The organism is Aureimonas endophytica (assembly GCF_014642635.1).
Classification (GTDB): Bacteria; Pseudomonadota; Alphaproteobacteria; order Rhizobiales; family Rhizobiaceae; genus Plantimonas; species Plantimonas endophytica.
The window spans coordinates 202,070-227,501 of sequence record NZ_BMIQ01000006.1 but is presented as its reverse complement, the minus strand read 5'-3'; the positions used below and the strand labels follow the sequence as shown (position 1 = coordinate 227,501).

Genomic DNA, 25,432 nt, shown 5'->3' with positions numbered 1-25,432 from the left:
CTAAACCCCTGATTAACTAACAAATTCAACCTTCCGTTAACCAAGAAAAAAGGTTGTCGGGCGATCCTGTCGGCTTGTCGAGGCTGGCAGGACGGGTTTCCCGATGACGACAAGGACGAAGGCGCGACGGGCGGCGGGACGGGTGCATCTCCCTGCGAGACTGCGCCGCCCGGCCGGCCTCGCGCTTGCCGCCCTGGCGGCCCTGCCGTTCCTCTCCATCCCGCTCGCCCATGGCGATATGACCAGCCTTCTCGAAGGGCAGGGGGCGAAGGCCCGCTGGCAGGCCTTCTTCGTGCCGTCGCCCGCCGGCGCCATCGAGGCGGCGAGCCTTGGTCTCGCGGGCGGCGGCGCGGCGCGCCTGCCGGCCGGCGTCGGCATCGCCGATGGCGCGGGCAGCCGCTATCGCACGCAGGCCGCGGCGCCGGATTTCGACACGCCGGACGAGATGCGGGTCAATCGCCGCGAGAAGCGCGGCCGCGTGCTCGCCGTCACCCCCTTCGCGCCGCCGAAGGCCTTTTCCGCCGGCTCGATCCTCGAACGCCAGTCGCTTCTCGCCCCGCCGGCCGCCGGGGATGCGCCCATCGAGACCGCCTTCCTGCGCCGCGAGGGGGCCGAGGATGCGACGGGAGAACTCGCCGTCGCGATGAATTTCGCCCCGACGCGCGCCGCCGTGCCGCTGCCGGAACCGGCGCCCGCCGTGATGGTGGCTTCGCTCACGACGCGCAGCCCGAAGCTCGCGCCGGCGGTGCCGGAAACGACGGCGCTCGGCTATGCGGCGCCGGAGGCCGGCCGCAGCGGCGTCGCCGCCGTCTTCGGCCGCATCCTGCGCGGCGGCGCCGGCACCGGCTTCGTGCCGCCGATCGGACGCGACGACCATGCCTGGGCGGCCGCGCCGCTGCCGCCCGAAGTCTTCTCGGCGAAGGAGCAGCTCTGCCTCGCCAACGGCATCTATTTCGAGGCGCGGGGCGAATCGGAAACCGGCCAGGCGGCCGTCGGCCAGGTCATCCTCAACCGGGTGCGCAACCCGACCTATCCGAAGACGATCTGCGGCGTCGTCTATCAGAACCAGGACTGGCGCAATCGCTGCCAGTTCTCCTTCGCCTGCGACGGCATCCGCAAGCGCGTCACCAACAAGCGCGCCTTTTCCACCGCGCTGCGCATCGCCGGCGAGGTGACGCGCGGCGAGACCTGGCTGGCGGACGTCGGTTCTGCGACACATTACCACGCGACCTATGTCCGGCCGCGCTGGGCGAGCGCCATGAAGGAGGTCGACAAGATCGGCCGCCACATCTTCTATCGCACCTATGGCGGTGGCTGGAACTGAGGAGGGCGGCGCGGCGCGTCTTGCCTTCGTGCCCCGAAAGGGCCATCGCCATGGCCGGAAGCGGGAGAACGGCGATGGCGGGCGAGGACGGCGACGAGGATCTGCGACGGCGCGGCGACGCCCTGGCGGCGCGGATCGCCGAGAGCCGGGCGCGCCTGCCGGGCAACCAGCCGGAGGCGAACCGCACGCAGGGCATGCGCGGCGTCGCCGAAGGCTTCAAGATCGCCAGCGAATTCGTCGCCGGCGTGCTGGTCGGCACCGCCATCGGCTACGGCATCGACAGCCTGTTCGGCACCCGCCCCTTCGGCCTCATCGTCTTTCTGTTGATCGGTTTCGCCGCCGGCGTCCTCAACGTCGTGCGCGGGACCGCTAGGTCCTCCGAGCCGCCGGACGGCCAAAGCCGCTGATCGGCTGCGGAAAGTGGCCGCCGGGTGTTGCGCGCCGCCGCCGGTGACGCTATGGGCAAGACGCCGAATTTATGGCGAAACGAGGCAGGGAAGGGCCCTTCGAACTTGGCAGCGAATCCGACCGACCCGATCCATCAGTTCCAGCTTTCGCGGATCGTGCCGATCGAGATCGGCGGGCTTGACTTCTCCTTCACCAATTCCGCGCTGTTCATGGTGATCACCGCGGCGGTGGCGCTGGGCTTCCTGTATTTCTCGACGCGCGGCCGCGAGCTGGTGCCCTCCCGCGTGCAGTCGGTCAGCGAGATCTCCTACGAATTCGTGGCGAACATGCTGCGCGATTCGGCCGGCGCCGCCGGCATGAAGTTCTTCCCCTTCGTCTTCGCCCTCTTCGTCTTCGTGCTGGTCGCGAACCTCTTCGGCATGGTGCCGTATTTCTTCACCGTCACCAGCCATCTCATCGTCACCTTCATGCTGGCGCTGCTCGTGATCGGCACCGTGGTGGTCTACGGCTTCATGAAGCACGGCCGCGGCTGGCTGAAGCTCTTCGTGCCCTCGGGCGTACCGGCCGCCGTGCTGCCGCTCGTCGTCGTGATCGAGATCGTGTCCTTCCTGTCCCGGCCGGTTTCGCTCTCCGTCCGTCTCTTCGCCAACATGCTGGCCGGCCACATCACGCTGAAGGTCTTCGCCGGCTTCGTGGTGTCGCTGTCCAGCCTCGGCGCGCTCGGCGTCTTCGGCTCGGTGCTGCCCCTCCTGATGACCGTCGCCCTGACGGCGCTGGAATTCCTGGTGGCGTTCCTGCAGGCCTATGTCTTCGCCGTCCTGACCTGCATGTACCTGAACGACGCCGTTCACGTTCACCACTAAACCGTTCCGCGGCTCTGTCGGGCCGCGCGGAAACCAACCGCACAGATCCAAGAAGGAGTTCACATGGACGCGGAAGCTGCTCGCTACATCGGCGCTGGTCTCGCCTGCTTCGGCATGGCCGGCACGGCCCTCGGCCTCGGCAACATGTTCGCCCAGTATCTCGCTGGCGCGCTGCGCAACCCCTCGGCCGCCGACGGCCAGTTCGGCCGCCTGATCTTCGGCTTCGCGGTGACGGAAGCGCTCGGCATCTTCTCGCTGCTGATCGCGCTGCTCCTGCTTTACGCGGTCTGATCGTTCCGCGATCGATGCCATGCTGTGACCGGCGGCGCTCGACGTCCGCCGGTCCTTTTTAAGCCGGGAGTCTTTGATGTTCGTCTCCACCGCCTTCGCGCAGACTGAAAGCGCGGATCCGCACGCCGTTCCGGGAACGGAGCCCGTCGCGCATGGCGAAGGGGCCGCGCATACCGAAGTCCCGCACGAGGGGGCCTTTCCCCCGTTCAATTCCGAATTCTATCCGTCGCAGATCCTCTGGCTGGCGATCACCTTCGGCATCTTTTTCCTCGTCCTGAAGAAGAGCATCCTGCCGCAGATCGGCGGCACGCTCAGCGACCGCCGCCATCGCGTCACCGCCGATCTCGACGCCGCCGCCAAGATGAAGGCGGATGCCGACGCGGCCCATGCCGCCTATGAGCAGAATCTGGCCGAGGCCCGCAGCCGCTCGCATGCCATCGCCGCCGAAGCGCGCGACAGCGCCAAGGCCAGCGCCGAGGCGGAGCGCAAGCGGGTCGAAGGCGATCTCGACGCCAAGCTCGCGGCGGCGCAGAGCCGGATCGGCGATATCAAGTCGCGCGCCCTCGCCGAGGTCGGCCAGATCGCCGAGGACGTGACGCAGTCGATCCTCGCCGACATCGCCAAGCTCGACGTGTCCCGCGAAGAGGCGGCCGGCGCCGTCGCCAGCGTCCGCCGCTAAGGGAGGGCTTCCATGGACAATACATTCTGGGCCTTTATCGCCCTCGTCCTCTTCTTCATCCTCATCTGGTACGCCAAGGCGTTCCCGAAGATGGGCAAGTCGCTCGACGATCATGCGGTGCGGGTGCGCCGCGAGCTCGACGAGGCCCGGGCGCTGAAGGAAGAGGCCAAGCAGCAGCTCGCCGAATATCAGCGCCGCAGCCAGGAAGCCGAGCGCGAGGCGAAGGACATCCTCGCCGCGGCGCAGCGCGAGGCCCAGGCGCTTCTCGAAGACGCCCGCCAGCGCAACGAGGACTATGTGACGCGCCGCACGCAGATGGCGGAATCGAAGATCGCTCAGGCCGAGGCCGAGGCGATCGCCGAGGTGAAGGCGTCGGCCGTCGATCTCGCGATCGCCGCCGCGTCGAAGATCGTGGCGGAAAAGGCAGCCTCGGGCGAGGCGGGCCGGTTCGTCGATCAGTCGCTCGGCGAGATCCGGCAGCGGCTGCACTGATCGGTTCGCCGACGATCCATCGCGACGCATGAAGAGCCGTCGGCGTCAGCCGGCGGCTTCGCTGTTTCTGATCGGCGCGAAGGAGCGGCGGTGATGCGGGCAGGGGCCATGCGCCCGGATCGCATCGAGATGCGCCTTGGTGCCGTAGCCCATATGGCGCTCGAAACCATAGGCGGGGAAGCGGGCGCCGAGCCGCACCATCATCCGGTCGCGCAAGACCTTCGCGACGATCGAGGCGGCGGCGATGGACTGAGAGCGCGCGTCGCCCGCGACGAGCGGCGTCGCCGGGAGGCGGAGGCCGGGCGGCACGTCGATGCCGTCGATCAGGCAATGTCCCGGCGCTGCGGCCAGCGCCTCGACCGCCCGCACCATCGCGGCGAGCGAGGCGCGGCGGATGTTCAGCCGGTCGATTTCGGCCGGCCCGGCCGAAGCGACGCCGACGGTCGCCGTCGCCAGGATCTCCGCGAAGAGACGCTCTCGGGCGCGCTGCGTCAGCTTCTTCGAATCGTTCAGGCCGGCCGGCATCGAGGCCGGATCGAGAATCACCGCCGCCGCGACCACAGGGCCAGCGAGGGGCCCGCGTCCAGCCTCGTCGACCCCGGCGACGAGCGTCACACCGCGTGCCCGAAGCTCCGTCTCGAAGGCGAAGTCAGGCGCGACGCGCGGCTTGCCGGCGACGGGATCGAAGAGCGAAGGGTTGGAATCGGAGCGTCGGCGAGCCATGCGCGACATAGGCGCATCCGAACCACTTCCTCAAGCACTGGCCGCACCGCGCCGCGCCGAGCCAAAGCGCGGCGTGCGACCCGAGATGGTCGGAGAGCCCGATCGGAACGGTGCGGCGACGGTCTCTGCCGCTTCGTCGTCACGGGGCGAACCCCCGCGTCTGTCCCATGCTTCGGACCGTTCCGATGCCATGGCATCGGCCGCGCGTCGCGGTTCAAATGCGAGGAGACTTTGTCATCGGTCCCTTACCGAAGGTCCGCCCCACCTGTCAGAGCAGCGCGAGCTGCACGCCGCCCTCGGGCTTCGGCGCCCGGAAGAGGTCGGTGCGCAGCTTCAGCCGCGTCTCGTTGAGGCCGAGCCGCCCCGCCGCGATCTCGAAGCGGCGCTTGATCTGGAAGGCATAGGGGCCGGTGCCCCGCATGCGCTTGCCCCATTCGGCGTCGTAATCCCGGCCCTCGCGCATGGAGCGCAGCAGCGTCAGCACATGGCGGTAGCGGTCGGGATAGTGGCGCAGCAGCCAGTCCTTGAAGATCTGGCTGACCTCCAGCGGCAGGCGGAGCAGCACATAGCCGGCCTCGCGCGCCCCGGCGGCGGCGGCGGCTTCCAGCAGCCGCTCGATCTCGTGGTCGGTCAGGCCCGGAATGATCGGCGCGGTCATGACCATGGTCGGGATGCCGGCGGCGTTCAGCGCCTTCACCGCGTCGAGGCGCTTCGTCGGCGTCGCGGCGCGCGGCTCCATCGCCCGGGCGAGGCGCCGGTCGAGCGTCGTCACCGAGATCGCGACCTTGACGAGGCCCTTGGCCGCCATGCGCGACAGGATGTCGATGTCGCGCGTCACCAGCGCCGACTTGGTGACGATGCCGACCGGATGCTGCGCGGCTTCCAGCACTTCGAGAAGCTGGCGCATGATGCCGCGCTCCTTCTCGATCGGCTGATAGGGATCGGTATTGGTGCCGATCGCGATGGTGCGCGGCTCGTAGCCGGACTTGGAAAGCTCGCGCTCGAGCAACTGCGCCGCATTGGGCTTGGCGAAGAGCTTGGTCTCGAAATCGAGGCCGGCCGATAGGCCCATATAGGCATGGGTCGGCCGCGCGAAGCAGTAGACGCAGCCATGCTCGCAGCCGCGATAGGGATTGACCGAGCGGTCGAAGGAGATGTCGGGCGACGTATTGCGGGTGATGATGGTCTTCGGCGCCTCCACCTGCACTTCGGTGCGGAAGGCCGGCAGCTCGTCCAGGACGTCCCAGCCGTCATCCTCCAGCGAGCGGGCGAAGGGTTCGAAGCGGCCGGTCGGATTGATCCCGGCGCCGCGTCCGCGCCGGCGCTCCGGCGCGATGCGCGTCCCGGCCGGGATGCCCTCCGGAATCCCGACCTTGCGTCCCCTGGCGAAGGCCGCGCGATCGGCGGCAAAGGCGTCCTGCATGGGTCTTCCCCCAGCATTCTCGATTCGTTCTCTTGGGGATAAGACCTAATCGAGGATTGAGAACAAGACAAGAACAAACTGATTCGCATTCGTTCTGGCGGTTGCCGCTGCGCTCGGCTAAGCATCTGGGAACTCTCACACCGGGCGCGTAATATGATCACGGTGATAATCGAATGTGGCGCGGAGGCCTCTCCGCTCGGGGCGAGCCTCGCGACGCTGGTGCCCGGCGCGATCGAAGGTCTGGTCCGCGAGGTCGTGGTGGTCGATTGCGGCCTCGACACAGCGGCGCGGAAGGTCGCCGATCATGCCGGCTGCCGGATCGCCGGGGCCGGCGCGCTGCCGGAGCTTCTCGCCGGCGCCAAGGGCGACTGGCTGATGCTGCTGGAGCCCGGCGCCCGCCTCGCGCCCGAATGGGTGGAGGCCATCGCGACGCATCTCGGCGATGTCGCGGCCGGCGCCATGCCGCGCGCCGCGCGCTTCGCGCCGCCGCGCCAGGGGGCGCGCGCCTTCGCCGCGCAGCTGTTCCGGCGCCCGGGCGCGCTGCGGCTGGGGCTCCTGCTCCCGAAGACGGAAGCGCTTGCGCGCCTGCGGCCGGGCAGGGCGCTGGCGGATCTGGCGAAGGGCGTGGCGGCGACCCGCCTCGCCGCGACGATCCGGCCGCGCCCGCATTGAGAGCGAGGCGAAGCGGCCGGCCGCCTTCCGCCCGTCCGAGAAGGCCTATCGAGCGATCGGTGACAGGACAGGCGGAATCGAGAGGCCGGCGTCTATCGGGATGGGCGACGGAGCCCGGAAGTCTTTCGACTTAAAGAGCCATGCCCAGATAGCCGGCCAGATTGCGCCGCACGCGGTCGAGCGGGTCTTCGGCCGGGTCGGGCAGGACGAAGGTCTCGCCGGTGATGAGCTCGAAGGCGCGCAGATAGACCGCCGCCGCTTCCAGCACCACCTCGGCCGGGATTTCGGGGATCGGGTCGCGATAGGGATCGCAGCGCGCCACCACCCAGTTGCGCACGAAGTCCTTGTCGAAGCTTTCCGGTGGCTCGCCCGCCGCGAAGCGCTCGGCATAGCTCGCCGCGAACCAGTAGCGGCTGCTGTCCGGCGTGTGGATCTCGTCGGCGAGCACGATCCGGCCCTCGGCATCGGTGCCGAACTCGTATTTCGTATCCGCCAGGATCAGGCCGCGCTCGGCCGCGAGCCTCTGGCCCTCGGCGAAGAGCGCGAGGGCGGCTTCGGAAACGGTGTGCCATTGGTCGGCGGTGAGGAGGCTCTGGTCGAGGATCATCGCCTCGGTCAGCGGCTCGTCATGCCCGCCATCCGCCGCCTTCGTCGTCGGCGTGATGATCGCCTGCCGCAGCGCCTCGTTGGGGCGCAGGCCGTCCGGCAGGCGATGCCCGTAGACTTCGCGCGCGCCCTGCCGGTAGCGGGTGAGGATCGAGGTCGAGGTCGTGCCCGCCAGATAGCCGCGCACGACGATCTCGACCGGCAGGATGTCGAGCCGGCGGCCGACCACGACATTCGGGTCCGGATAGGCGAGGACATGGTTCGGACAGATCGCCTCCGTCCGCTCGAACCAGAAGCGCGCGATGCGCGTCAGAACCTCGCCCTTGAACGGAATGACGGCCAGCGGCCGGTCGAAGGCGCTGATCCGGTCGGTGGTGACGAGGATGCGCCGGCCGTCCGGCAGATCGTAATTGTCGCGCACCTTGCCGCGATAGCGGTTCGGCAGGCCGGCGATCTCGGCCTCCTTCAGGACCTGATGGGCATGCGGGGCGAGGGCGGCGATGTCCGGCAAGGGCTTTGGCTCACGGGTCGAAGTCGGTCCCATCAGACCCTCTGGGCGAAGGATTGCAATCGCCGCGCCGGGATTTCTGCACAGGATCGGATGTTCGCTCGGTCTGTGGGCCCTATGGTCTCGGCTTGCCGCCGATCCCTTGCGGCGTTCGAAGGCCTGGTCGATCGCTACGCGTCTGCCCGGCCCGTTCGCCTGCGCCTTATTCGGGAATATGGATGCGTTCCTTGAGATGCTTCAGATTGGCGACGATCGTGAAGGACATGATGACGAGAAGCGACCATGAACTCCATTTCCCGAGATGGACGAGCGACCAATGGTGCAGCTGGCTCGGATAGCGCCAGATGCCGAACAACGTGCTGAGATTCTCGGCCAGCCAGATAAAGAAGCCGACGAGCAGGAAACCGACCAGGAGCGGCATGCGTCGATCCCGGTCGTAAGGGCGGAAGACGACAGTGGTTCGGGCATAGAGCCCCAGCACGGCGGCGGCGATGTACCAGCGATAATCGCCGAGATAGTGGTGCAGAAAGAAATTCGCATAGATCGCGACCGCTACGACAACGGCCAGCCTATAAGGCGGATGATGCCGAATCCTGAGATCCAGAAGACGCCAAGCCTGGATGATGTAGGAGCCGACGGCCGCATACATGAAACCCGAGAAGAGCGGCACGCCGAAGAGTTTCGTCTAGGCGAAATCGGCATAGGACCAGGACTGGATCGCGCCGGACGTCTTGAAGGCTTCGAGCCCGAAACCGGCGATGTGGAACAGGAGAACCGTCTTCGCTTCGTCTAAGGTCTCGATACCTCTCCAGAGCATCCAGCCCTGAATGGCGAGCGCGATCGCGAGCAGCAGATCGTAGCGCGGTATGCCCGACAGTCCGTGGCGCGGGACGATGAAGATCGCGAGGAAGAAGAGTCCGGCGAACAGGCAGGCTCGCGCCTCCTTCAGTCCGAAGAAAAGCAACTCGACGAGGATGCGATGCAGGCCGCGAAGATCGGGGCGCGGCTCTGTGACAAGCAGGCCGTGGTCGATCGTCTCCAGCAAAGTGGCTCGCCGGCCGGTGAAAGAGGACATGGGAATGGGTGAGCCGTTCGAACTCGAAGGAAGACGGGATGGATCGAGATTCGCTGGAGCATAATGCAACCTCGGCGAAACCGCACAGCCCTCATGCGACGAACCGTCGTCGCCTTTCGCGGCTCGCGGCGGCTTGCGCGGTGATCCTGGCAGGTCTCGCCTTGCGGATCGGCGGCTATCGGCTTGGTTTGCCCTTCCTCATCGTCAAATATGGCGGCTCCCTTCTTTGGGGCAGCATGGTCTATTTGCTTCTGGCCGCTCTCGCTCCCCGCCGGCCGCGGACGGTCAACGCCGCCGCCGCCATGGGCACGGCCATCGCCGTCGAACTGTTCCGCCTCTATCATGCTCCCTGGCTCGACGCTTTTCGGCTGACGACGGCCGGTGCCTTACTATTCGGCCGCATCTTCTCGCCCTGGAACATTCTTGCCTATGCATTGGGTATCGGCGCCGCCCTTGCCTGGGATCGCGCGAGCTTTCTCTCCATTCGAGCGGCCCATCGCTGAATTCCACCCGCCGAACGCATCGCCACGCTTGCGCATCGCATAAGTATTTGCTTATCTGTCTTCCATGATGGAGAACGAGGTCTTCAAGGCGCTGGCCGATCCGACCCGCCGGGCGATCTTCGAGAAGCTCGCCGAGGGCGGGGCGCATGCCAGCGCCTTACGCGAGGGCATGGCGATCAGCCAGCCGGCGATGTCGCAGCATCTGGCGGTGCTGCGCGCCGCGCGGCTGGTGCGGGAGGAGCGGCAGGGGCGGTTCGTGCTCTACGAGGTCGATCCGGAAGGGCTGCTCCTCGTCCTCGGCTGGCTGCGGAAATATCGCGCCTTCTGGCCCGCCCGGATTGCGGCCTTGCAGGACGTCTTGAAGGACATGGATCAATGACCGAGCCGACCGCCGAGACCGACCAGGACGCCCTCGTCTTCGAATGCGAGCTCGATGCCGCGCCGGACAAGGTCTGGCGGGCGATCAGCATCCCGGCTTATCGCGAGCGCTGGCTGCCGGAGGCGGTGCTCGCCGATCCGGAGCCGGTCGCGGCGACGCCCGGCCGCGAGGCGTGCTACCGGCTGCGGGACCGCGACATGCCCTTCGCGGAAAGCGTCGTCACCTTCGAGCTTTCCCCCAATGCCGTGGGCGGCACGCATCTGCGCATCGTCCACCGGCTGGCCGAAGCCGGGGCCGGGCGGGCGCTCATGGCGGCGAACGGCAACCGGCCGGCCGCGCGGCGCGCCGCCTAAGCCGCCTCGACCCTCACATCTTTGCAGGCAGGGAGTTCGCCGATGCGCGAAGCGATGCAACTCGTCCCCATGGTGGTCGAGCAGTCGAGCCGGGGGGAGCGATCCTTCGACATCTATTCGCGGCTGCTGCGCGAGCGGATCATCTTCCTCAATGGCGAGGTGAATGACGGGATCGCGGCGCTGGTCTGCGCGCAGCTCCTGTTCCTCGAAGCCGAGAACCCGCAGAAGCCGATCTATCTCTACATCAATTCCTATGGCGGCGTGATCACCAGCGGCCTCGCGATGTACGATACGATGCGCTACGTGACGGCCCCGGTGCACACGCTCTGCATGGGCACCGCCCGCTCGATGGGCTCGTTCCTTCTGATGGGCGGCGAGCCGGGCTGCCGGGCGGCGCTGCCCAATGCCAGCCTCCATGTCCACCAGCCGCTCGGCGGCTTCCAGGGCCAGGCCTCGGATTTCCTGATCCATGCCGACGAGATGCGCCGCACCAAGCACCGCATGACCCGGCTCTATGCCGAGCATTGCGCGCGCTCCTACGACGAGGTGGAGCGCACGCTCGACCGCGACCGCTTCATGACGGCGGAGGAAGCCTTGGAATGGGGGCTGATCGACCGGATCATCGACCGGCGCGAGATCGGGCCGTCGCTCCGTCCGCTCTGACACCCGCGCCCGATCAGAGGGCGCGGCCCTCGCGGCGCAGATGCTCGTCGAGGCGCGGCATGATCTCGACGAAGTTGCACGGCTTGTGCCGGTAGTCGAGCTGGTCCTTCAGGATCAGGTCCCAGCCGTCGCGGCAGGCGCCGGGCGAGCCGGGCAGGGCGAAGACGAAGGTGGCGTTCACGACGCCGCCCGTCGCCCGCGACTGGATGGTCGAGGTGCCGATCTTCTCGAAGGAGACGCGGTGGAAGACGGCTGAGAAGCCGTCCATCCGCTTCTCGAACAAAGGCTCCAGCGCCTCCGGCGTCACGTCGCGGCCGGTGAAGCCGGTGCCGCCGGTGGTGACGATCGCGTCGATCGCCGCGTCCTTCGACCAGGCGAGCACCGTGTCGCGGATCGCCGGAATGTCGTCCGGCACGATGCGGCGGTCGGCGAGCCGGTGGCCGGCCGCGACGATCCGCTCGGCGAGGGTCGCGCCGGACCGGTCCTCCGCCAAACTGCGGCTGTCCGATATGGTGAGGACGGCGATGCCGAGGGGAACGAAGGCGCGCTCGCTCATGCCGGCTGTGCCTCCCCGAGCCGGGTCGGGACGCACCACCAGCCGGGCTCGGCGGCGCGGATCGCGGCCGCCGCGCGCGCGGCCGCCGCATCGTCGCCGAAGAGGCCGAAGACCGTCGCGCCCGAGCCGGACATGCGGGCGAAACCGGCGCCACCCGAAACGAGGGCGGCGCGCGCCGCGCCGATCGCCGGGGCGAGCGCCACCGCCGGCGGCTCCAGATCGTTGCGCGTGTCTTCGAGATAGGCGAGCAAAGCGCCGAGATCGGCGAGCTTCGGCAGAGGCGGCATCGGCGGATTGTCGCGGCGCTCCAGCCGGGCGAAGACCAGCGGCGTCGCGACCGGCACACCCGGATTGACCAGCACCGCCGCGACGCTCGGGAAGTCTTGCAGCGGCTCGATGCTTTCGCCGATGCCGCCGATCCGCGCCGCACGACCGGCAAGGCACATCGGCACGTCGGCGCCGAGCGCGAGCGCGGCCTCGGCGAGCGGGGCCGCGAGCCTCGGACAGGCCTCGCCGACGAGGCGGAGGAGGGCGGCGGCATCGGCCGAGCCGCCGCCGATGCCGGAGGCGATCGGCAGACGCTTGTCGAGAACGAGATGAAGGGGCGGAAGCTCGGCGTCCTGACGGGCCGCGACGCGGCGGGCGAGCGCCAGGGTTTCCGCCAGGATGTTCGCGCCGCCATCCGGCAGGCTCGCCGCCAGCGCGGCGGCAAAGGGGCCGGTCAGGTCGAGAGCGTCCTCTGCGGCTGAGCGCGCCGTCAGCCGGTCGCCTGCCGCGCCGGAGGCGAAGGCGACGAGGCTCGACAGGATGTGATAGCCGTCCGGCCGCCGTCCGGTGACATGGAGAGCGAGATTGACCTTAGCCGGCGCGAGGACCGCGCCGGCGGGCAGGGCGATCCGCTCGCGCGCGGTCTCGGCCGCGGCGCTCAGCGGATCTTCGAGGGCTTGGCGCCGTGGCCGGCGGCGGGCGCGGTCTCGGCGCGGTTCTGGGCGGGCACCGGCGCGCTGTCCGTCGCCTCGGCCTTGCGGCCGGCGGCGGGCAGCCCGTCCTTCAGCTTCGCCTCGATGCGGGCGATGTCGGCCGGCTCGGGCTTCGGATCGCCGACCAGCGCCCGCTGCCACTGGAAACGGGCCTCGCGCGTGCGCCCGACCTGCCAATAGGCATCGCCCAGATGGTCGTTGATCGTCGGATCGGCGGGGTTCAGCAGGACGGCGCGCTCCAGCTGCTCCACCGCGTCGTCGAAGCGGGCGAGGCGGTAATAGGCCCAGCCGAGCGAATCGACGATGTAGCCGTCGTTCGGCCGCAGATCGACGGCGGTCTTGATGAACTTCAGCCCCTCGTCGAGATTCAGGTTCATGTCGACCCAGGAATAGCCGAGATAGTTGAGGACCTGCGGCTGGTTGGGCGAGAGCTTCAGCGCCTTGCGGAAATCGGCCTCCGCCTTCGGCCATTCCTTGATGCGCTCGAAGGCGATGCCGCGCTGATAGTAGATGTTCCAGGTTTCCCGATTGCTGCGCGCGGCGAGCGTCACCGCCTTGTCGAGCGTATCGGCCATGGCCTTGTAGTCCTTCGAGGAGGACAGGATGTCGGCATAGGCGAGATAGGCCTGGAGATCGTCGGGATAGGTCGCGACGGCCTTTTCGAGATGGGCCTTCGCCTCGTCCTTGCGGCCGGCCGACCAGAGATCGAGGCCGATCTGGAGATCGGCGGTGCGGCGCAACGCCGAGCTTTCCGGCACGTCGCGATAGTAGTTGATCGCCTCGTCATAGCGGCTGGCGCGCTCGGCGATGCCGGCGAGCGCCACGAGGAGCTGCGGATTGCGGGCGTCGAGGGCGCGGGCGAGCTGGAAATAGAGGATGGCGACCTGCTGGCCTTCGCCGCGATTGATCGCCTGGCCGAGGATGTAGAGCGTCTCGGCCGCGCCCTCCTGAACGGAGGTGACGGGCGGCTCCACCGCGACGCCCTTCTCGATCTGCGACTTCAGGAAGGCCAGCGGCTCGTAGTTCTCGGCAAGCGCCAGACCCTTGTTGATGGTCTGGAGCGCCTCCTTCTTCTTGCCGGCGCGCGCGTCGATGCGGGCGAGAGCCTCGACGGCGCCCATGAAGGCGTCCGGCGAGGTCTGGGCGCTGCCGCGGTCCTCCACGACCTTGCCGAGCAGGCGCCGCGCCGAATCCTGCCGTCCGGCGACGAAGGCGACGAGGCCGGCCTGATAGTTGTTGAAGACCGGATACCAGCTCGCCTTCTTCAGGTCGCCGATGCGCGACAGCGCATCGTTGGTGCGGCCCGCGCCCTGGTCGGCCCAGGCGGAGAGATGGCCGAGCAGCAGCGCGTCGAGATCGCTCGGGTCGAGAATGTCGAGCTGTTCGATCGCCCCGCCCCAGTCGCCCTTGACCAGCGCGTCGATGCCGAGCGCGATGCGGGCCACCTTGCCGGCCTCCGCGTCGTCGCGCAGCTTGGCCGCGAGCTCGACGCCCTTGGCGAACTGGCCGTTCGCGAGAAAGGCGAACATCGCGTCCTGCTGCAGGAGCTGCGCCGTCGGGTCGATCCGCAGCGCCTCCTCGAAATAGCTGGTGGCGGCGTCGAGATCGCCGCCGAGCTGGGCCGATTTCGCCGCGAGATAGGCGCCCGACAGGGTCTGCGAGGCGATGCCCGGCGCCGGGCGTTCGGCGGCTTTCGGCGCCTCGCCGCTCGGCGCGGCAAGGCTCGCGCCCGGCAGCGCGACGGCCGCCGCCAGGGCGAGGGCGAAGGAGATCCGGCTCATCGGCGTCTTCTGCACGCGGCATTCCTCTTGGCAAAACACCCATTCCGGCGGGCACCGAGGCGCCGCCGGGGCGTGGCCGCCGGCATGGCGGCGGCCCGGCACCCGCTGCCGGATTTCTGGCGCGCCCGATTGGCGAGAATGCGGCCGGGCGCGTCGCTAGGTCAGGCGAAGAATCTGAAGGACTTCGCCGTCCCCGTCAATTGATCCGATCGATGCAGAACTCGACGACGTCGAGCAGGGAATCGCGGGCCTCGGAACGCGGCAGCACGGATGCGGCGCGATAGGCCGCCTCGCCGTAGCCGCGCGCCCTCGCGACCGTCGCCTCGAGCGCGCCGTGCTTTTCCAGGAGCCGGCAGGCCTCGGCCAGCGCCGCGTCGTCGCTGCCGTTCTCCTCCAGCGCGCGGCGCCAGAAGTCCCGCTCGGCCGGCGTGCCGCGCTCATGCGCGATGATGACGGGCAGCGTGATCTTGCCCTCGCGGAAGTCGTCGCCGACATTCTTGCCGAGCGCCTTGGCCGTGCCGCGATAGTCGAGCACGTCGTCGACGAGCTGGAAGGCGCGGCCGAGATTGAGGCCATAGGCGCGCATGGCCGCGCGGATCTCGTCGCCGGAAGCCGCCAGGACCGGACCGACCTCGGTGGCGGCGGAAAAGAGCGCGGCGGTCTTCGCCTCGATCACCGCGAGATAGTCGGCCTCCGTCGTCGTCAGCTTCTTGGCCGCCGCGAGCTGCCAGACCTCGCCCTCGGCGATCACGGCCGAGGCGCGCGACAGGATGTCGAGCGCGGTGAGCGAGCCGACCTCGACCATCATCTTGAAGGCCTGGCCGAGCAGGAAGTCGCCGACGAGGACGCTCGCCTGGTTGCCCCAGATCATCCGGGCCGTCTTCTTGCCGCGCCGGAGATCGCTCTCGTCCACCACGTCGTCGTGGAGGAGGGTCGCCGTGTGCATGAACTCGACGCTGGCCGCCAGCTTCACATGGCCCTTCTCGCCGGCATAGCCGCAGGCGAGCGCCGAGGCGATGGTCAGCATCGGCCGCAGGCGCTTGCCGCCCGACGAGATCAGATGATCGGCGATCTGCGGGATGAGCTCCACGTTCGAGCCCGCCATGGCGAGGATCAGGCGATTGACCTCCTCCATGTCGGCGCGGGTCAGCGCGACGATCGCCTCGATGGAAGCCGTCTGCCGGCCTTCCCGTGCGGGGCTGGCTAAACTCAAGAGAGCGCTCCTTTGTGCTGCCGAGCCTCGGGCCGCCGAGCCGTCTTCGGCGTTCCGGCGAGCACTAATGGGCCGCGAGGCCAGCGACAAGCGGAAGATGAGCCGAAACGCGCGAAGAAGAAGCCGGCCGGCCGCATCCGGCCATGCGATTGCGGCGAGGGAGCGGCGATGCGATGATCCGCCCGAGCGAGACGGCCGGATCGAAGTCCTTTCATGCGCGAACTCATGCGGTCCAACGACCCGGTGCTGATTTCCTTCGTCGACGCGCTCCTGAAGGATGCCGGCATCGAGCATTTCGTCGCCGACACGCATATGAGCATCCTCGACGGCTCGATCGGCGCGCTGCCGCGCCGCGTCCTCGTCGATTCGGAGCGTATCGAGCAGGCGCGCCGGCTCCTGCGCGATGCCGAACTCGGCCATGAACTGTCCTGACGGCGAGGGCGCCACGAGCCTCGACGCCTTCCAGGGCGGCCGCTTCCATCTCCTTCAGCCGAAGGGCTGGGGCTATCGGGCGGGGCTCGACGCGCTGCTTCTCGCCGCCAGCCTGCCCGACGACCTGGACGGACGGGCGGCCGATCTCGGCGCCGGGGCCGGGGCGGCCGGCTTCGCCTTCGCCGCGCGCTGCGCCACGGCACGCGTGCTTCTCGTCGAGCGGGACCCCGCGATGGCGGCGCTCGCCCGCCGCTCGCTGACGCTCGTCGAGAACGCCGCGCTCGCCCTGCGTCTCTCGGTCGCGCAAGCCGATGTCGTCGCGCCGCGCCCCTTGCGCGAGGCGGCCGGGCTTTCCGACGGCGCCTTCGATCTCGTCCTCACCAATCCGCCCTTCCATCCGGCCGGCGGGCGCGTCTCGCCGGATGCGCGGCGCGGCGCGGCGCTGGCCATGCCGGACCCGGATTTCCTCGGGCGCTGGATCGCCAGCGCCGCCGCGCTGCTCGTCCATGGCGGGCGCCTCGCCCTCGTCGCCCGGCCGGACAATCTCGGCGCGATCCTGGCCGCGGCCGAGAACCGGCTCGGCGATCTGCGGATCGTGCCCGTCCACAGCCAGGCGGGACGGGCGGCCAAGCGCATCCTCGTCCAGGCGCGGCGCGGCTCGCGCGCGCGCCTGTCGCTGCTGCCGCCCGTGACGCTGCGCGACGCCGCCGGCCGGCCCCTGCCGCTGGAGGCGGCGATCGGGGCCGGAACGGCGCGGATCGATTTCGGCGGCGTCTGACGCGCGTGCCGCATTGGCGCGGCGAAGGGTCGCGACTACATGCAGGCGGACCGCATCCTTCTCGAAAGGCTCTTCCGCTTGGCGTTCTCCCTCCGCTCCTATCTTCCCAAGCGCTTCCGCAAGGAGGGCGTGGTGGTGCCGGTCGTGCGCCTCCAGGGCGCGATCATGGCGCAGTCCGGCCCCTTGCGCCCGGCTCTGTCGCTCGCCGGCATCGCGCCGCTGCTCGACCGCGCCTTCGGCATGAAGGAGGCGCCGGCCGTCGCGCTCGTCGTCAATTCGCCGGGCGGCTCGCCAGTCCAGTCGCGGCTCATCCACAAGCGCATCCGCGACCTGGCGCTGGAGAAGAAGAAGGAGGTCCTCGTCTTCGTGGAGGATGTCGCGGCCTCCGGCGGCTACATGATCGCCTGCGCCGGCGACGAGATCATCGTCGATCCGTCCTCCATCGTCGGCTCGATCGGCGTCGTCTCGGGCGGCTTCGGCTTCGTCGACGCGCTCGCCAAGCTCGGCATCGAGCGGCGCGTCCACACGGCCGGCCAGAACAAGGCGGTGCTCGATCCCTTCCGGCCCGAGCGGCCGGAGGATGTCGCCCATCTCCTCGAACTCCAGCGCCATGTGCACGAGACCTTCATCGCCCTCGTCAAGGCGCGGCGCGGCGCGCGCCTGTCCGACCATCCCGATCTCTTCTCGGGCCTCTTCTGGGAAGGCGGGCGCGGCGTCGAGCTCGGCCTCGCCGACCGGCTCGGCGACCTGCGCGGCGTCCTCGTCGAGCGCTATGGCGAGACGGTGCGCCCGCAGCTCCTCCACGCCCATCGCGGCCTTTTCGGGCGGCGCCCGGCCTCCGGAACCGCGATCGGCCAAGGCGCGTTCGATCCGGCGCGGCTCGGCGCAGATCTCGCCGGCGGCCTTATTTCGGCCGCCGAGGAACGGATGCTCTGGTCGCGCTATGGTCTGTGACGGATGCCGGCGAGGCGCGCTTTACGCCCGTGGACGGGGAGCGCATAATCGGTGACGTCGTTCGAGGTGATCGATCTCATGCCGCAACTTCTCTTCTTCGGTCTGGTGGGCGCGGCGGCGTGGCTCGGTTTCAAGCAGCTGAAGGGCGAGGCCCAGCGCACGGCCGAGCGCACCCGCCGGATGGAGGCCGAGAGCCGCAATCGCAGCCACGGCACGCTGGTGCGCGGCGACGACGGCGTCTACCGGCTGAAGCAGGACTGAGCGGCGCCCTTCCTTGACGGGCCGCGCCCCGCCATGGCAACCGGCCGGGACCGTTCGAAGAAAGCCGCTAGCCCATGTCCGACCGCCAGGCCTCGCTGAGCCCGGAAAAGTCCTTCCAAGGACTGATCCTCACCCTGCACCGCTATTGGGCGGAACAGGGCTGCGTCATCCTTCAGCCCTATGACATGGAGGTCGGCGCCGGCACCTTCCATCCGGCGACGACGCTGCGCGCCCTCGGCCCGAAGCCCTGGAAGGCGGCCTATGTGCAGCCTTCCCGCCGGCCGAAGGACGGCCGCTACGGCGAGAACCCGAACCGGCTCCAGCATTACTACCAGTATCAGGTCATCCTGAAGCCCAACCCGCCCAACCTCCAGGACCTCTATCTCGGCTCGCTGAAGGCGATCGGCATCGACACGGGCCTGCACGACGTGCGCTTCGTCGAGGACGACTGGGAAAGCCCGACGCTCGGCGCCTGGGGCCTCGGCTGGGAATGCTGGTGCGACGGAATGGAAGTGTCGCAGTTCACCTATTTCCAGCAGGTCTGCGGCATCGAATGCGCGCCGGTGGCGGGCGAGCTGACCTATGGCCTCGAACGGCTCGCGATGTATGTCCAGAATGTCGACAGCATCTACGACCTCAATTTCAACGGCTGCGAAGGCGAGGAGAAGGTCACCTATGGCGACGTCTTCCTCCAGGCCGAGCAGGAATATTCGCGCTACAATTTCGAACATGCCGACACGGCGGTGCTGCTGCGTCATTTCGAGGAGGCGGAGGCCGAGTGCAACGCGCTGCTCGCGGCGGGCGCGGCGAGCCCGCAATCCAATCACGGCCGGCACCTGATGGCCCAGCCCGCCTATGACCAGGCGATCAAGGCGAGCCACGTCTTTAACCTTCTCGACGCGCGCGGCGTGATCTCGGTGACGGAGCGCCAGAGCTACATCTTCCGCGTCCGCACCCTCGCCAAGGCCTGCGGCGAGGCCTTCCTCCAGACGGAAGCCGGCGGCAAGGCGGCGGCCTGACAGATAAGACGATTTCCCGCCACGGCTGCCTGACTTCCCGGCCGGCTCCGCCATATCCCCGTGAAGAGGATATCGGTGCGAGCGAGGCGAGCCATGCGGTGGGAAGGGCGACGGCAGTCCGACAATGTCGAGGACATGCGGGGCAGCGGCGGTGGCAGATTGGGCGGCGGCGGCATGCGCATCCCCATCCGGGCGGGTGGGGGCGGGGGCATCGGCCTCATCATCCTCGCGCTCGTCCTCTGGCTCGGCTTCGGCATCAATCCGCTCCAGCTCCTCGGCATGATGGAGGACGGCGGCAACTACCAGACCTCCCAGACCTCGCAGGGGCCGGGCGTCCAGGGCACGCCCGACAAGACGGACGACTTCGTCGCCACCGTCCTCGCCGATACCGAGGATGTCTGGAACAAGCGCTTCCAGGATATGGGCCGCAATTATCAGGACCCGACGCTCGTCCTCTTCAGCGGGCAGGTGAATTCCGCCTGCGGCTCGGCGCAGTCGGCCATGGGGCCGTTCTACTGTCCGCGCGACCAGAAGCTCTACATCGATCTCTCCTTCTTCCGACAGCTCGCCGGCCAGCTCAATTCGCCGGGCGATTTCGCGCAGGCCTATGTCGTGGCGCACGAGGTCGGGCACCACGTCCAGAACCTGCTCGGCACGCTGCCGAAGACCGACGCGCTGCGGCAGCGGGCGTCGAGCCAGGAGGAGGCCAATGCCGTCTCGGTGCGCGTCGAACTTCAGGCCGACTGCTATGCCGGCATCTTCGCCCATGACGACAAGAATGCCGGCTATCTCGATCCCGACGACATCGACGAGGCGCTGAACGCCGCCAGCCAGATCGGCGACGACACCTTACAGAAGGAGAGCCAGGGCCGCGTCGTGCCGGATTCCTTCACGCACGGCACGTCGCAGCAGCGCGTCTCTTGGTTCAAGAAGGGCTTCGACACCGGCGACATGCGGGCCTGCGACACGTTCGGCGGCAGCCTCTGACGGCGAGGTTTCGATAGGGAGGCAAGCTTGAAGGCGGGCGGGGGTCAGGAACGCCCCCCGCCGCCCTCCGTTCGGACTGGAGCGTCAACCGCACGGACGACAAACCTCATGTTCCTTCGCATCGACAAGCTCCAGGCGGAGCTGCCGGCGCCCAAACGCGCTGATCCGAACGCCGCCGCCGCGCTCCAGGAATTGCTCGGCGGCAAGTATGGCGAGATGTCGACCCTCGGCAACTACATGTATCAGAGCTTCAACTTCCGCTCGAAGTCGAAGCTGAGGCCCTTCTACAGCCTCGTCGCCTCCATCACGGCGGAAGAGCTCGGCCATGTCGAGCTCGTGTCCAACGGCGTCGCGATGCTGGCCAACGGGCCGGACAAGCGGAACGGGGATGCGGGCGACGGCGGCGATCTCTCGGACGCGCCCTTCGAGGACATGAAGGACATCCGCTCGGCCGCCGCCTTCCTGTCGGGCGCCGGCGGCGCGATGCCGGTCGATTCCAACGGCCTGTCCTGGAACAAGGACTTCATCACCTCGACCGGCAATGTCGTCGTCGATCTCCTGCACAACTTCCATCTCGAATGCGGCGCCCGGCTGCACAAGCTGCGCGTCTACGAGACCTTGAGCGATCCGACGGGCCGCGAGGTCTGCGGCTATCTCCTGGTGCGCGGCTCGGTCCATGCCCATGCCTATGCGCTGGCGCTGAAGAAGATCACCGGCGTCGATCTCGACAAGTTCCTGCCGACGCCGAACATTCCCCTGTCGAAAATCCCCGAGTGCCAGAAATATCTGGACGAGGGCTCGCATCGCCGCCTCTATACGTTCAGCCCGGACGACTACAGGGAAATGGCGGGCATCTGGGGCAATGGCGAGGTGGCGCTGCCCGACGATCCGCCGGGCGAGCTCGAAGTGGTCGACGGCTTCCCGGACGGCGGTAAGATCCACCAGCTGACGGGCGTCCCCTCCGCCTTCGCGCCGGACTACGCGCCGGAAGAGATGTTCGAGATCGCGACGAAGCTCTACAAGGCCTCGCGCTAGCACCGTCCCGTCCGGGCGCGGCGGCGGCCGCCGCGCTTGGGCCTCGTCTTGCATTCCCGTCGCGGCCATGGTGTTTCGCGCCAAACGACGTTGCGCCGGATCACCATGCCCGATCTTCTGCTCGAACTCCGCTCGGAGGAAATTCCCGCCCGCATGCAGCGCAAGGCGGCGGGCGATCTGCGTAAGGCCGTGACGGACGGTCTCGTCGCGGCCGGTCTCACCTACGAGGGCGCCCGCGAATACTGGACGCCGCGCCGCCTCACCCTCGACATTCGCGGCCTGGAGGCGCGCTCGCGCGACACGGTGGAAGAGCGCAAGGGACCGCGCACCGACGCCAACGAGAAGGCGATCGAAGGCTTCCTGCGCGGCGCCGGCCTCGCCTCGCTGGCCGAGGCGGAAGTGCGCAGCGATGCGAAGAAGGGCGACTTCTATGTCGCGATGCTCCGCAAGCCCGGCCGTCCGGCCGAGGAGATCATCGCCGAACTGGTGCCCGCCGTCATCCGCGAATTCCCCTGGCCGAAATCGATGCGCTGGGGCCGCGCCTCGGCCCAGCCCGGCGCCCTGCGCTGGGTGCGCCCGCTCCAGTCGATCCTCTGCACCTTCGGGCCGGAAACCGAGGAGCCCGTCACCGTCGATTTCGAGATCGGCGGCATCCGCTCCGGCAACACCACCGTCGGCCATCGCTTCCACGCGCCGGAGCCGTTCCGCGTGCGCCGCTTCGAGGATTATGCCGACAAGCTCCAGAAGGCGCATGTCGTGCTGGATGCCGACCGGCGCAAGGAGATCATCCGCGCCGATGCCGAGCATCTCGCCTTCGCGCAGGGGCTGGAAGTGGTGGCGGACGAGGGTCTTCTCGAAGAGGTCGCCGGCCTTGTCGAATGGCCGGTCGTGCTGATGGGCAGCTTCGAGGAAAGCTTCCTCGCCATCCCGCCGGAAGTGGTGCGTCTCACCATCCGCGCCAACCAGAAGTGCTTCGTGACGCGGGCGGTCGGCGGCGAGGGGCTCTCCAACAAGTTCCTGCTTGTGTCGAATATCGAGGCGAGCGACGGTGGCGCCGAGATCGCGCGCGGCAATGGCAAGGTCGTGCGCGCCCGCCTCTCCGACGCGCTCTATTTCTGGCAGACCGACCAGGGCGACCTGCCGGATCTCGGCGGATTGCAGGCGCCGGCCGCCGATCTCGGCCTCGATCTCGCCAAGCCGCTCGACCAGCGCATGGCGAAGCTCGACGCGCTCGGCGTCACCTTCCATGCCAAGCTCGGCACGCAAGGCCAGCGCGTGCGGCGCATCGCGGCGCTCGCCGAAACGATCGCGCCGCTCGTCGGCGCCGATCCGGCGCTCGCCCGCCGCGCCGCGCTCCTCGCCAAGGCCGACCTCACCACCGAGGCCGTCGGCGAGTTCCCGGAGCTCCAGGGCCTGATGGGCCGGCGCTATGCCGCGCTCCAGGGCGAGGCGCCGGGCGTCCAGGCGGCGATCGAGGATCACTACAAGCCGCTCGGCCCCTCCGATGCCGTGCCGACCGATCCCGTCGCCATCGCCGTCGCGCTGGCCGACAAGCTCGACACGCTCGTCGGCTTCTGGTCGATCGACGAAAAGCCGACCGGATCGAAGGACCCCTATGCGCTCCGGCGTGCAGCGCTCGGCGTCATCCGCATCCTTCTGGAAAACCGGCTGGCGCTGCGGCTCGGCACGCTCGTGCCGGCGGGCGACCTTCTGTCCTTCTTCCACGACCGGCTGAAGGGCCAGCTGCGCGACCAGGGCGCCCGGCACGATCTCGTCGATGCCGTCCTCGCGGGCGGCGCGGCGGCGGGCAATGACGACCTCCTGGACGTCGCGCATCGCGTCGAGGCGCTCGGCCGTCTCCTCGCCACCGAGGATGGCGGCAACCTTCTCGCCGCCTATCGCCGCGCGGCCAACATCCTCGGCATCGAGGAGAAGAAGGGCACGCGCATCGCCGCCGCGCTCGATGCCGGGCGTCTGGTGGAGGCGGAGGAGCGCGCTCTCGCCGAGGCCGTCGACCGGGCGGAAGCGGAACTCGCGAGTGCCATGGGCGCGCGCGACTACGAGAAGGCGACCGCCGCCCTCGGGCGGCTGCGCGCTCCCGCCGACGCCTTCTTCGACAAGGTGCTGGTCAATGCCGAGGACGAGGGGCTGCGCGCCAATCGTCTGGCGCTCCTCGCCCGCATTCGCGGCGCGATGCACCGCGTCGCCGACTTCTCGAAGATCGCCGGATAGCCTCCGGCGCGCCCGTCGCCTTTAGCGTCCCGTCGTCGTCCCCGGCGTGTCCCGGGACGACCGGACCGGCGGTGACGCGGCCTTCCAGGGCCGACGCCGGATCGAGGGCGAAGGCCTCCGATCCCGTCATTTTTCGCCATGCGATCGCCTTGATTGCGCCCAGGACGGCCGTTCGAGACGCGCGCGATCAGCTCACCGCGCAGACCTCAAGCTTCACGCAAGCCGCTAACCGCAAGCTATTTCAAGGACTTGTCGGGGGAATTCTCGCAACATTACAATCTGTGATGTGATGTGATCGTCTCTGCCCGGAACAAGCCCGATTAAGCCTTCAGAAACCTCCCGTCGGACGCCGGCAAGGGGTTGAAACCGCAAGAGGTTTCGCGAGGGCCAGGCGACTTCGAGGGGACTGGGTGAATGCGGACATTCGACGCCGTTCGTTCGGCTGCCATTCGGCTTGGCCTGTCGCTGATCGGCGTCGGGCTCGCTTGGGGAAGCGTTCCGGCCCAGGCGGCCTGGGATAAGCCCTGGCAGTCGGAGGACCGGGCGCTGGTGATCGACGCCTACGAGTTCAATCCGATCGACTGGAAGGAACTGACGGCGGACAAGCGCATCGTCGGCTTCATCAACAAGGCCTCGGACGGTCTGGCGCCCGACTGGAACTGCCGCGGCAAGGGCGGCGACGAGCAGCTTCTTTGCAAGAACCGGTGGTGGAAATATTCCGTCACCAAGGAACTCTACATGACGCGCCGGGCCATGGCGAAGGAGCTCGGCCTGAAATGGGGCGCCTATCATCTCGGCCGCCCCGGCAATCCGCGCGAGCAGGCCGATCATTTCATCGATTTCGCCGAGCCGCAGCCGGACGAGCTGATCGCCCTCGACATCGAGGACAACACGTCCGAATGGATGTCGCTCGCCGATGCCGAGATCTTCGCCAATCAGATCTTCATCCGCACCGGCCGCTATCCCGTCCTTTATACCAACGGCTCCACCGCCAAGTGGATCTCCGACTACAAGGACAAGTACAAGCTCCTGTCGCGCCTGCCGCTCTGGTACGCGCGCTATCGCGACGACATCAGCGGCAAGTTCCCCGAATCCACTTGGCCGACCTATGCGCTCTGGCAATTCTCCTCGATGCACAATTGCTCGACTAGGAAATGCCCCTACCGGGTGAAGGGCGCCAAGAACGACATCGACGTGAATGTCTCGCCGCTGGGGCCGGACAAGCTGCGCGCCGCCTGGCCGTTCAACGAGCTGGTGCGGCCGCTGGATGCCGCGCCGGAGGATCAGGGCCTCGTCGCCGATCTCGGACAGAAGGCCGGCCTGATGTTCTCCGCCTTCGCCGACAAGGTCGCCGAGATCGCCGAGCCGAGCGTGCGCCATGTCGAGAAGGTGATCGCCGGCGAGGTGAAGCTGCCGCAGCCGGCCCCGGTCCAGCCGGCTTCCGCGCCGACGGCGCCGGTGGCGTCGAGCCTCATTTCCGCCTACGGCCCGGCCGCCGCGCCGCACAAGCCGAAGATCGATCCGCTGCAACTGCTGACGGAGACGGCGCGGCGCGAGAAGGAGGCCGCGGCCGAGCGCGCCGCCGATGCCGCCCCGGCGAAGCCGGCGGAGGAGGCCAATGCCTTTGCCGGCATCGAGGGCATGGAAAAGGTGGCGGCGATCGTGCCGGAGATCAAGCCCGTCGCCGAGCCGGCGCTCGCCATCGTTCCGCTGCCGGAAGCCGCGCCGAAATCCGTGGCGCCGAAATCCGTGGCCAGATCCGCCGCCGCGCTCGCCGCCGGCGACCGGTCGAAGCTGCGCGCCTGGCTGGAAGCCTCGGAGGACCGGGCGCGCCAGTCGGTGCTGGCCCTCTCGCCCGCCGCCTCGCCGGGCCGGGCCGCGCGGCTCGCCAGCCGCATCGGCGCCTCGCCGGACAGCCGGATCGACGGCGCCTTCATCGCCACGCGCTGACCCCGCCAAGCGGTTTTTCGCGAGCCGCCCAAAAAAATCGTCGAAAGCCGGGAACCCTGTCCCGGTTGGCGCATTTTTCAAGCAACATCGCTCGTCGCTTCAATGAACGCCCCGGCCAAGCCCCCTCGAGGCCCCGCGTTCAAGATGGGGGATGGGATTGCGAAGGCAAACGTCCAGCACCCCTCTGGACGATTTTCGAGAGCAGCGGCCGCCCCCTCGAGCCGCTGCTCTCTTCGTTTCAGCCCCTTGTTTTCGCCGATCGCCGCCGCTTTGCCGAAGCCCGTTCCGCGAT

At 68.6% G+C, this 25,432-nt stretch carries 27 protein-coding genes and 1 pseudogene; 20 read left to right on the top strand and 8 right to left on the bottom strand.

The genetic code is table 11. The annotated features are described in order from the left end of the window. Positions 1 to 103 precede the first annotated feature (103 nt). The 6 genes from IEY14_RS18675 to IEY14_RS18650 all read left to right on the top strand — a co-directional run bounded on the left by IEY14_RS18675 (position 104) and on the right by IEY14_RS18650 (position 4,057). Entirely contained in the window at positions 104 to 1,324 is a 1,221-nt protein-coding gene (locus IEY14_RS18675; protein ID WP_188911199.1) for a cell wall hydrolase, read from the top strand. A gap of 74 nt (positions 1,325 to 1,398) precedes the next feature. Continuing rightward, positions 1,399 to 1,731, top strand: a complete 333-nt coding sequence (locus IEY14_RS18670; RefSeq protein ID WP_244639574.1) for an AtpZ/AtpI family protein — start codon at positions 1,399 to 1,401, stop codon at positions 1,729 to 1,731. Between the two features lie 105 nt (positions 1,732 to 1,836). Further along, a complete protein-coding gene (locus tag IEY14_RS18665; RefSeq protein WP_244639573.1) occupies positions 1,837 to 2,595 on the top strand; it encodes a F0F1 ATP synthase subunit A in 759 nt (252 codons plus the stop codon). A gap of 63 nt (positions 2,596 to 2,658) precedes the next feature. Continuing rightward, the gene (locus tag IEY14_RS18660; protein ID WP_188911193.1) at positions 2,659 to 2,886 is read left to right on the top strand and encodes a F0F1 ATP synthase subunit C; all 228 of its coding nucleotides are present in this window, start codon (positions 2,659 to 2,661) and stop codon (positions 2,884 to 2,886) included. Between the two features lie 76 nt (positions 2,887 to 2,962). Next, entirely contained in the window at positions 2,963 to 3,565 is a 603-nt protein-coding gene (locus IEY14_RS18655; RefSeq protein ID WP_188911191.1) for a F0F1 ATP synthase subunit B, read from the top strand. A 12-nt stretch (positions 3,566 to 3,577) separates the two neighbouring features. Next, entirely contained in the window at positions 3,578 to 4,057 is a 480-nt protein-coding gene (locus IEY14_RS18650) for a F0F1 ATP synthase subunit B family protein (RefSeq protein ID WP_188911189.1), read from the top strand. A 45-nt stretch (positions 4,058 to 4,102) separates the two neighbouring features. Here IEY14_RS18650 and rnhB read toward each other — a convergent pair whose 3' ends face one another. Together rnhB and IEY14_RS18640 are read right to left on the bottom strand one after the other, a co-directional pair. Next, the gene (rnhB, locus tag IEY14_RS18645) at positions 4,103 to 4,780 is read right to left on the bottom strand and encodes a ribonuclease HII (RefSeq protein ID WP_188911442.1); all 678 of its coding nucleotides are present in this window, start codon (positions 4,778 to 4,780) and stop codon (positions 4,103 to 4,105) included. Between the two features lie 268 nt (positions 4,781 to 5,048). Next, positions 5,049 to 6,203, bottom strand: coding sequence for a PA0069 family radical SAM protein (locus IEY14_RS18640; protein ID WP_188911187.1), 1,155 nt, complete (start codon positions 6,201 to 6,203; stop codon positions 5,049 to 5,051). A gap of 153 nt (positions 6,204 to 6,356) precedes the next feature. Here IEY14_RS18640 and IEY14_RS18635 point away from each other — a divergent pair, with 153 nt between their 5' ends. After that, on the top strand, positions 6,357 to 6,875 hold the full coding sequence (locus IEY14_RS18635) for a glycosyltransferase family protein (protein WP_188911185.1): 519 nt from the start codon (positions 6,357 to 6,359) through the stop codon (positions 6,873 to 6,875). A 130-nt stretch (positions 6,876 to 7,005) separates the two neighbouring features. On the opposite strand, the gene IEY14_RS18630 is transcribed toward IEY14_RS18635, so the two are convergent. After that, entirely contained in the window at positions 7,006 to 8,025 is a 1,020-nt protein-coding gene (locus IEY14_RS18630; RefSeq protein WP_188911183.1) for a phosphoribosylaminoimidazolesuccinocarboxamide synthase, read from the bottom strand. Between the two features lie 166 nt (positions 8,026 to 8,191). After that, positions 8,192 to 9,064: pseudogene (locus tag IEY14_RS18625) on the bottom strand (DUF817 domain-containing protein). A gap of 8 nt (positions 9,065 to 9,072) precedes the next feature. On the opposite strand from IEY14_RS18625, the gene IEY14_RS18620 reads away from it, so the two are divergent. The 4 genes from IEY14_RS18620 (at position 9,073) to IEY14_RS18605 (ending at position 10,962) form a co-directional block, all read left to right on the top strand. Beyond that, complete coding sequence (locus tag IEY14_RS18620) at positions 9,073 to 9,567, top strand: ribosomal maturation YjgA family protein (protein ID WP_244639571.1); 495 nt, start codon at positions 9,073 to 9,075, stop codon at positions 9,565 to 9,567. Between the two features lie 64 nt (positions 9,568 to 9,631). Beyond that, positions 9,632 to 9,946: an ArsR/SmtB family transcription factor gene (locus tag IEY14_RS18615; RefSeq protein ID WP_188911181.1), complete on the top strand. Its 315-nt coding sequence runs from the start codon at positions 9,632 to 9,634 to the stop codon at positions 9,944 to 9,946. Next, the gene (locus tag IEY14_RS18610; protein ID WP_188911180.1) at positions 9,943 to 10,299 is read left to right on the top strand and encodes an SRPBCC family protein; all 357 of its coding nucleotides are present in this window, start codon (positions 9,943 to 9,945) and stop codon (positions 10,297 to 10,299) included. The genes IEY14_RS18615 and IEY14_RS18610 overlap by 4 nt, the downstream gene beginning before the upstream one ends. Positions 10,300 to 10,341: 42 nt before the next feature. After that, complete coding sequence (locus IEY14_RS18605) at positions 10,342 to 10,962, top strand: ATP-dependent Clp protease proteolytic subunit (protein WP_188911178.1); 621 nt, start codon at positions 10,342 to 10,344, stop codon at positions 10,960 to 10,962. A 13-nt stretch (positions 10,963 to 10,975) separates the two neighbouring features. Here IEY14_RS18605 and moaB read toward each other — a convergent pair whose 3' ends face one another. The 4 genes from moaB to IEY14_RS18585 form a co-directional block, all read right to left on the bottom strand. Further along, positions 10,976 to 11,518, bottom strand: coding sequence for a molybdenum cofactor biosynthesis protein B (gene moaB, locus IEY14_RS18600; RefSeq protein WP_188911176.1), 543 nt, complete (start codon positions 11,516 to 11,518; stop codon positions 10,976 to 10,978). Beyond that, positions 11,515 to 12,414: a 4-(cytidine 5'-diphospho)-2-C-methyl-D-erythritol kinase gene (locus IEY14_RS18595; protein ID WP_188911438.1), complete on the bottom strand. Its 900-nt coding sequence runs from the start codon at positions 12,412 to 12,414 to the stop codon at positions 11,515 to 11,517. Before IEY14_RS18595 ends, moaB begins: the two co-directional genes overlap by 4 nt. Before the next feature lie 29 nt (positions 12,415 to 12,443). Beyond that, entirely contained in the window at positions 12,444 to 14,279 is a 1,836-nt protein-coding gene (locus IEY14_RS18590) for a tetratricopeptide repeat protein (RefSeq protein ID WP_188911436.1), read from the bottom strand. 196 nt (positions 14,280 to 14,475) lie between these two features. Next, positions 14,476 to 15,492, bottom strand: coding sequence for a polyprenyl synthetase family protein (locus IEY14_RS18585; RefSeq protein WP_244639570.1), 1,017 nt, complete (start codon positions 15,490 to 15,492; stop codon positions 14,476 to 14,478). Between the two features lie 213 nt (positions 15,493 to 15,705). Between IEY14_RS18585 and IEY14_RS18580 the strand changes: the two genes are divergently transcribed. The 9 genes from IEY14_RS18580 (at position 15,706) to IEY14_RS26250 (ending at position 25,140) form a co-directional block, all read left to right on the top strand. Beyond that, positions 15,706 to 15,924, top strand: a complete 219-nt coding sequence (locus IEY14_RS18580; protein WP_188911174.1) for a putative signal transducing protein — start codon at positions 15,706 to 15,708, stop codon at positions 15,922 to 15,924. Further along, complete coding sequence (locus tag IEY14_RS18575; protein WP_188911172.1) at positions 15,911 to 16,702, top strand: methyltransferase; 792 nt, start codon at positions 15,911 to 15,913, stop codon at positions 16,700 to 16,702. The genes IEY14_RS18580 and IEY14_RS18575 overlap by 14 nt, the downstream gene beginning before the upstream one ends. A gap of 78 nt (positions 16,703 to 16,780) precedes the next feature. Continuing rightward, on the top strand, positions 16,781 to 17,656 hold the full coding sequence (locus tag IEY14_RS18570) for a S49 family peptidase (RefSeq protein ID WP_188911170.1): 876 nt from the start codon (positions 16,781 to 16,783) through the stop codon (positions 17,654 to 17,656). Between the two features lie 51 nt (positions 17,657 to 17,707). Further along, positions 17,708 to 17,917 carry a hypothetical protein gene (locus tag IEY14_RS18565; RefSeq protein ID WP_244639569.1) on the top strand — a complete coding sequence of 70 codons (210 nt, stop codon included), beginning with the start codon at positions 17,708 to 17,710 and terminating at the stop codon, positions 17,915 to 17,917. Between the two features lie 74 nt (positions 17,918 to 17,991). After that, positions 17,992 to 18,936 (top strand): glycine--tRNA ligase subunit alpha, encoded by a 945-nt coding sequence (locus tag IEY14_RS18560; protein ID WP_188911168.1) that lies wholly within the window; start codon positions 17,992 to 17,994, stop codon positions 18,934 to 18,936. Positions 18,937 to 19,029: 93 nt separating this feature from the next. After that, complete coding sequence (gene ypfJ, locus IEY14_RS18555; protein WP_188911166.1) at positions 19,030 to 19,923, top strand: KPN_02809 family neutral zinc metallopeptidase; 894 nt, start codon at positions 19,030 to 19,032, stop codon at positions 19,921 to 19,923. 108 nt (positions 19,924 to 20,031) lie between these two features. Further along, on the top strand, positions 20,032 to 20,958 hold the full coding sequence (locus tag IEY14_RS18550; RefSeq protein ID WP_188911164.1) for a manganese catalase family protein: 927 nt from the start codon (positions 20,032 to 20,034) through the stop codon (positions 20,956 to 20,958). Positions 20,959 to 21,063: 105 nt separating this feature from the next. Continuing rightward, a complete protein-coding gene (gene glyS / locus IEY14_RS18545; protein WP_188911162.1) occupies positions 21,064 to 23,190 on the top strand; it encodes a glycine--tRNA ligase subunit beta in 2,127 nt (708 codons plus the stop codon). A 414-nt stretch (positions 23,191 to 23,604) separates the two neighbouring features. Then, positions 23,605 to 25,140 carry a glycoside hydrolase family 25 protein gene (locus IEY14_RS26250; RefSeq protein ID WP_210318492.1) on the top strand — a complete coding sequence of 512 codons (1,536 nt, stop codon included), beginning with the start codon at positions 23,605 to 23,607 and terminating at the stop codon, positions 25,138 to 25,140. Positions 25,141 to 25,432: the final 292 nt, after the last annotated feature.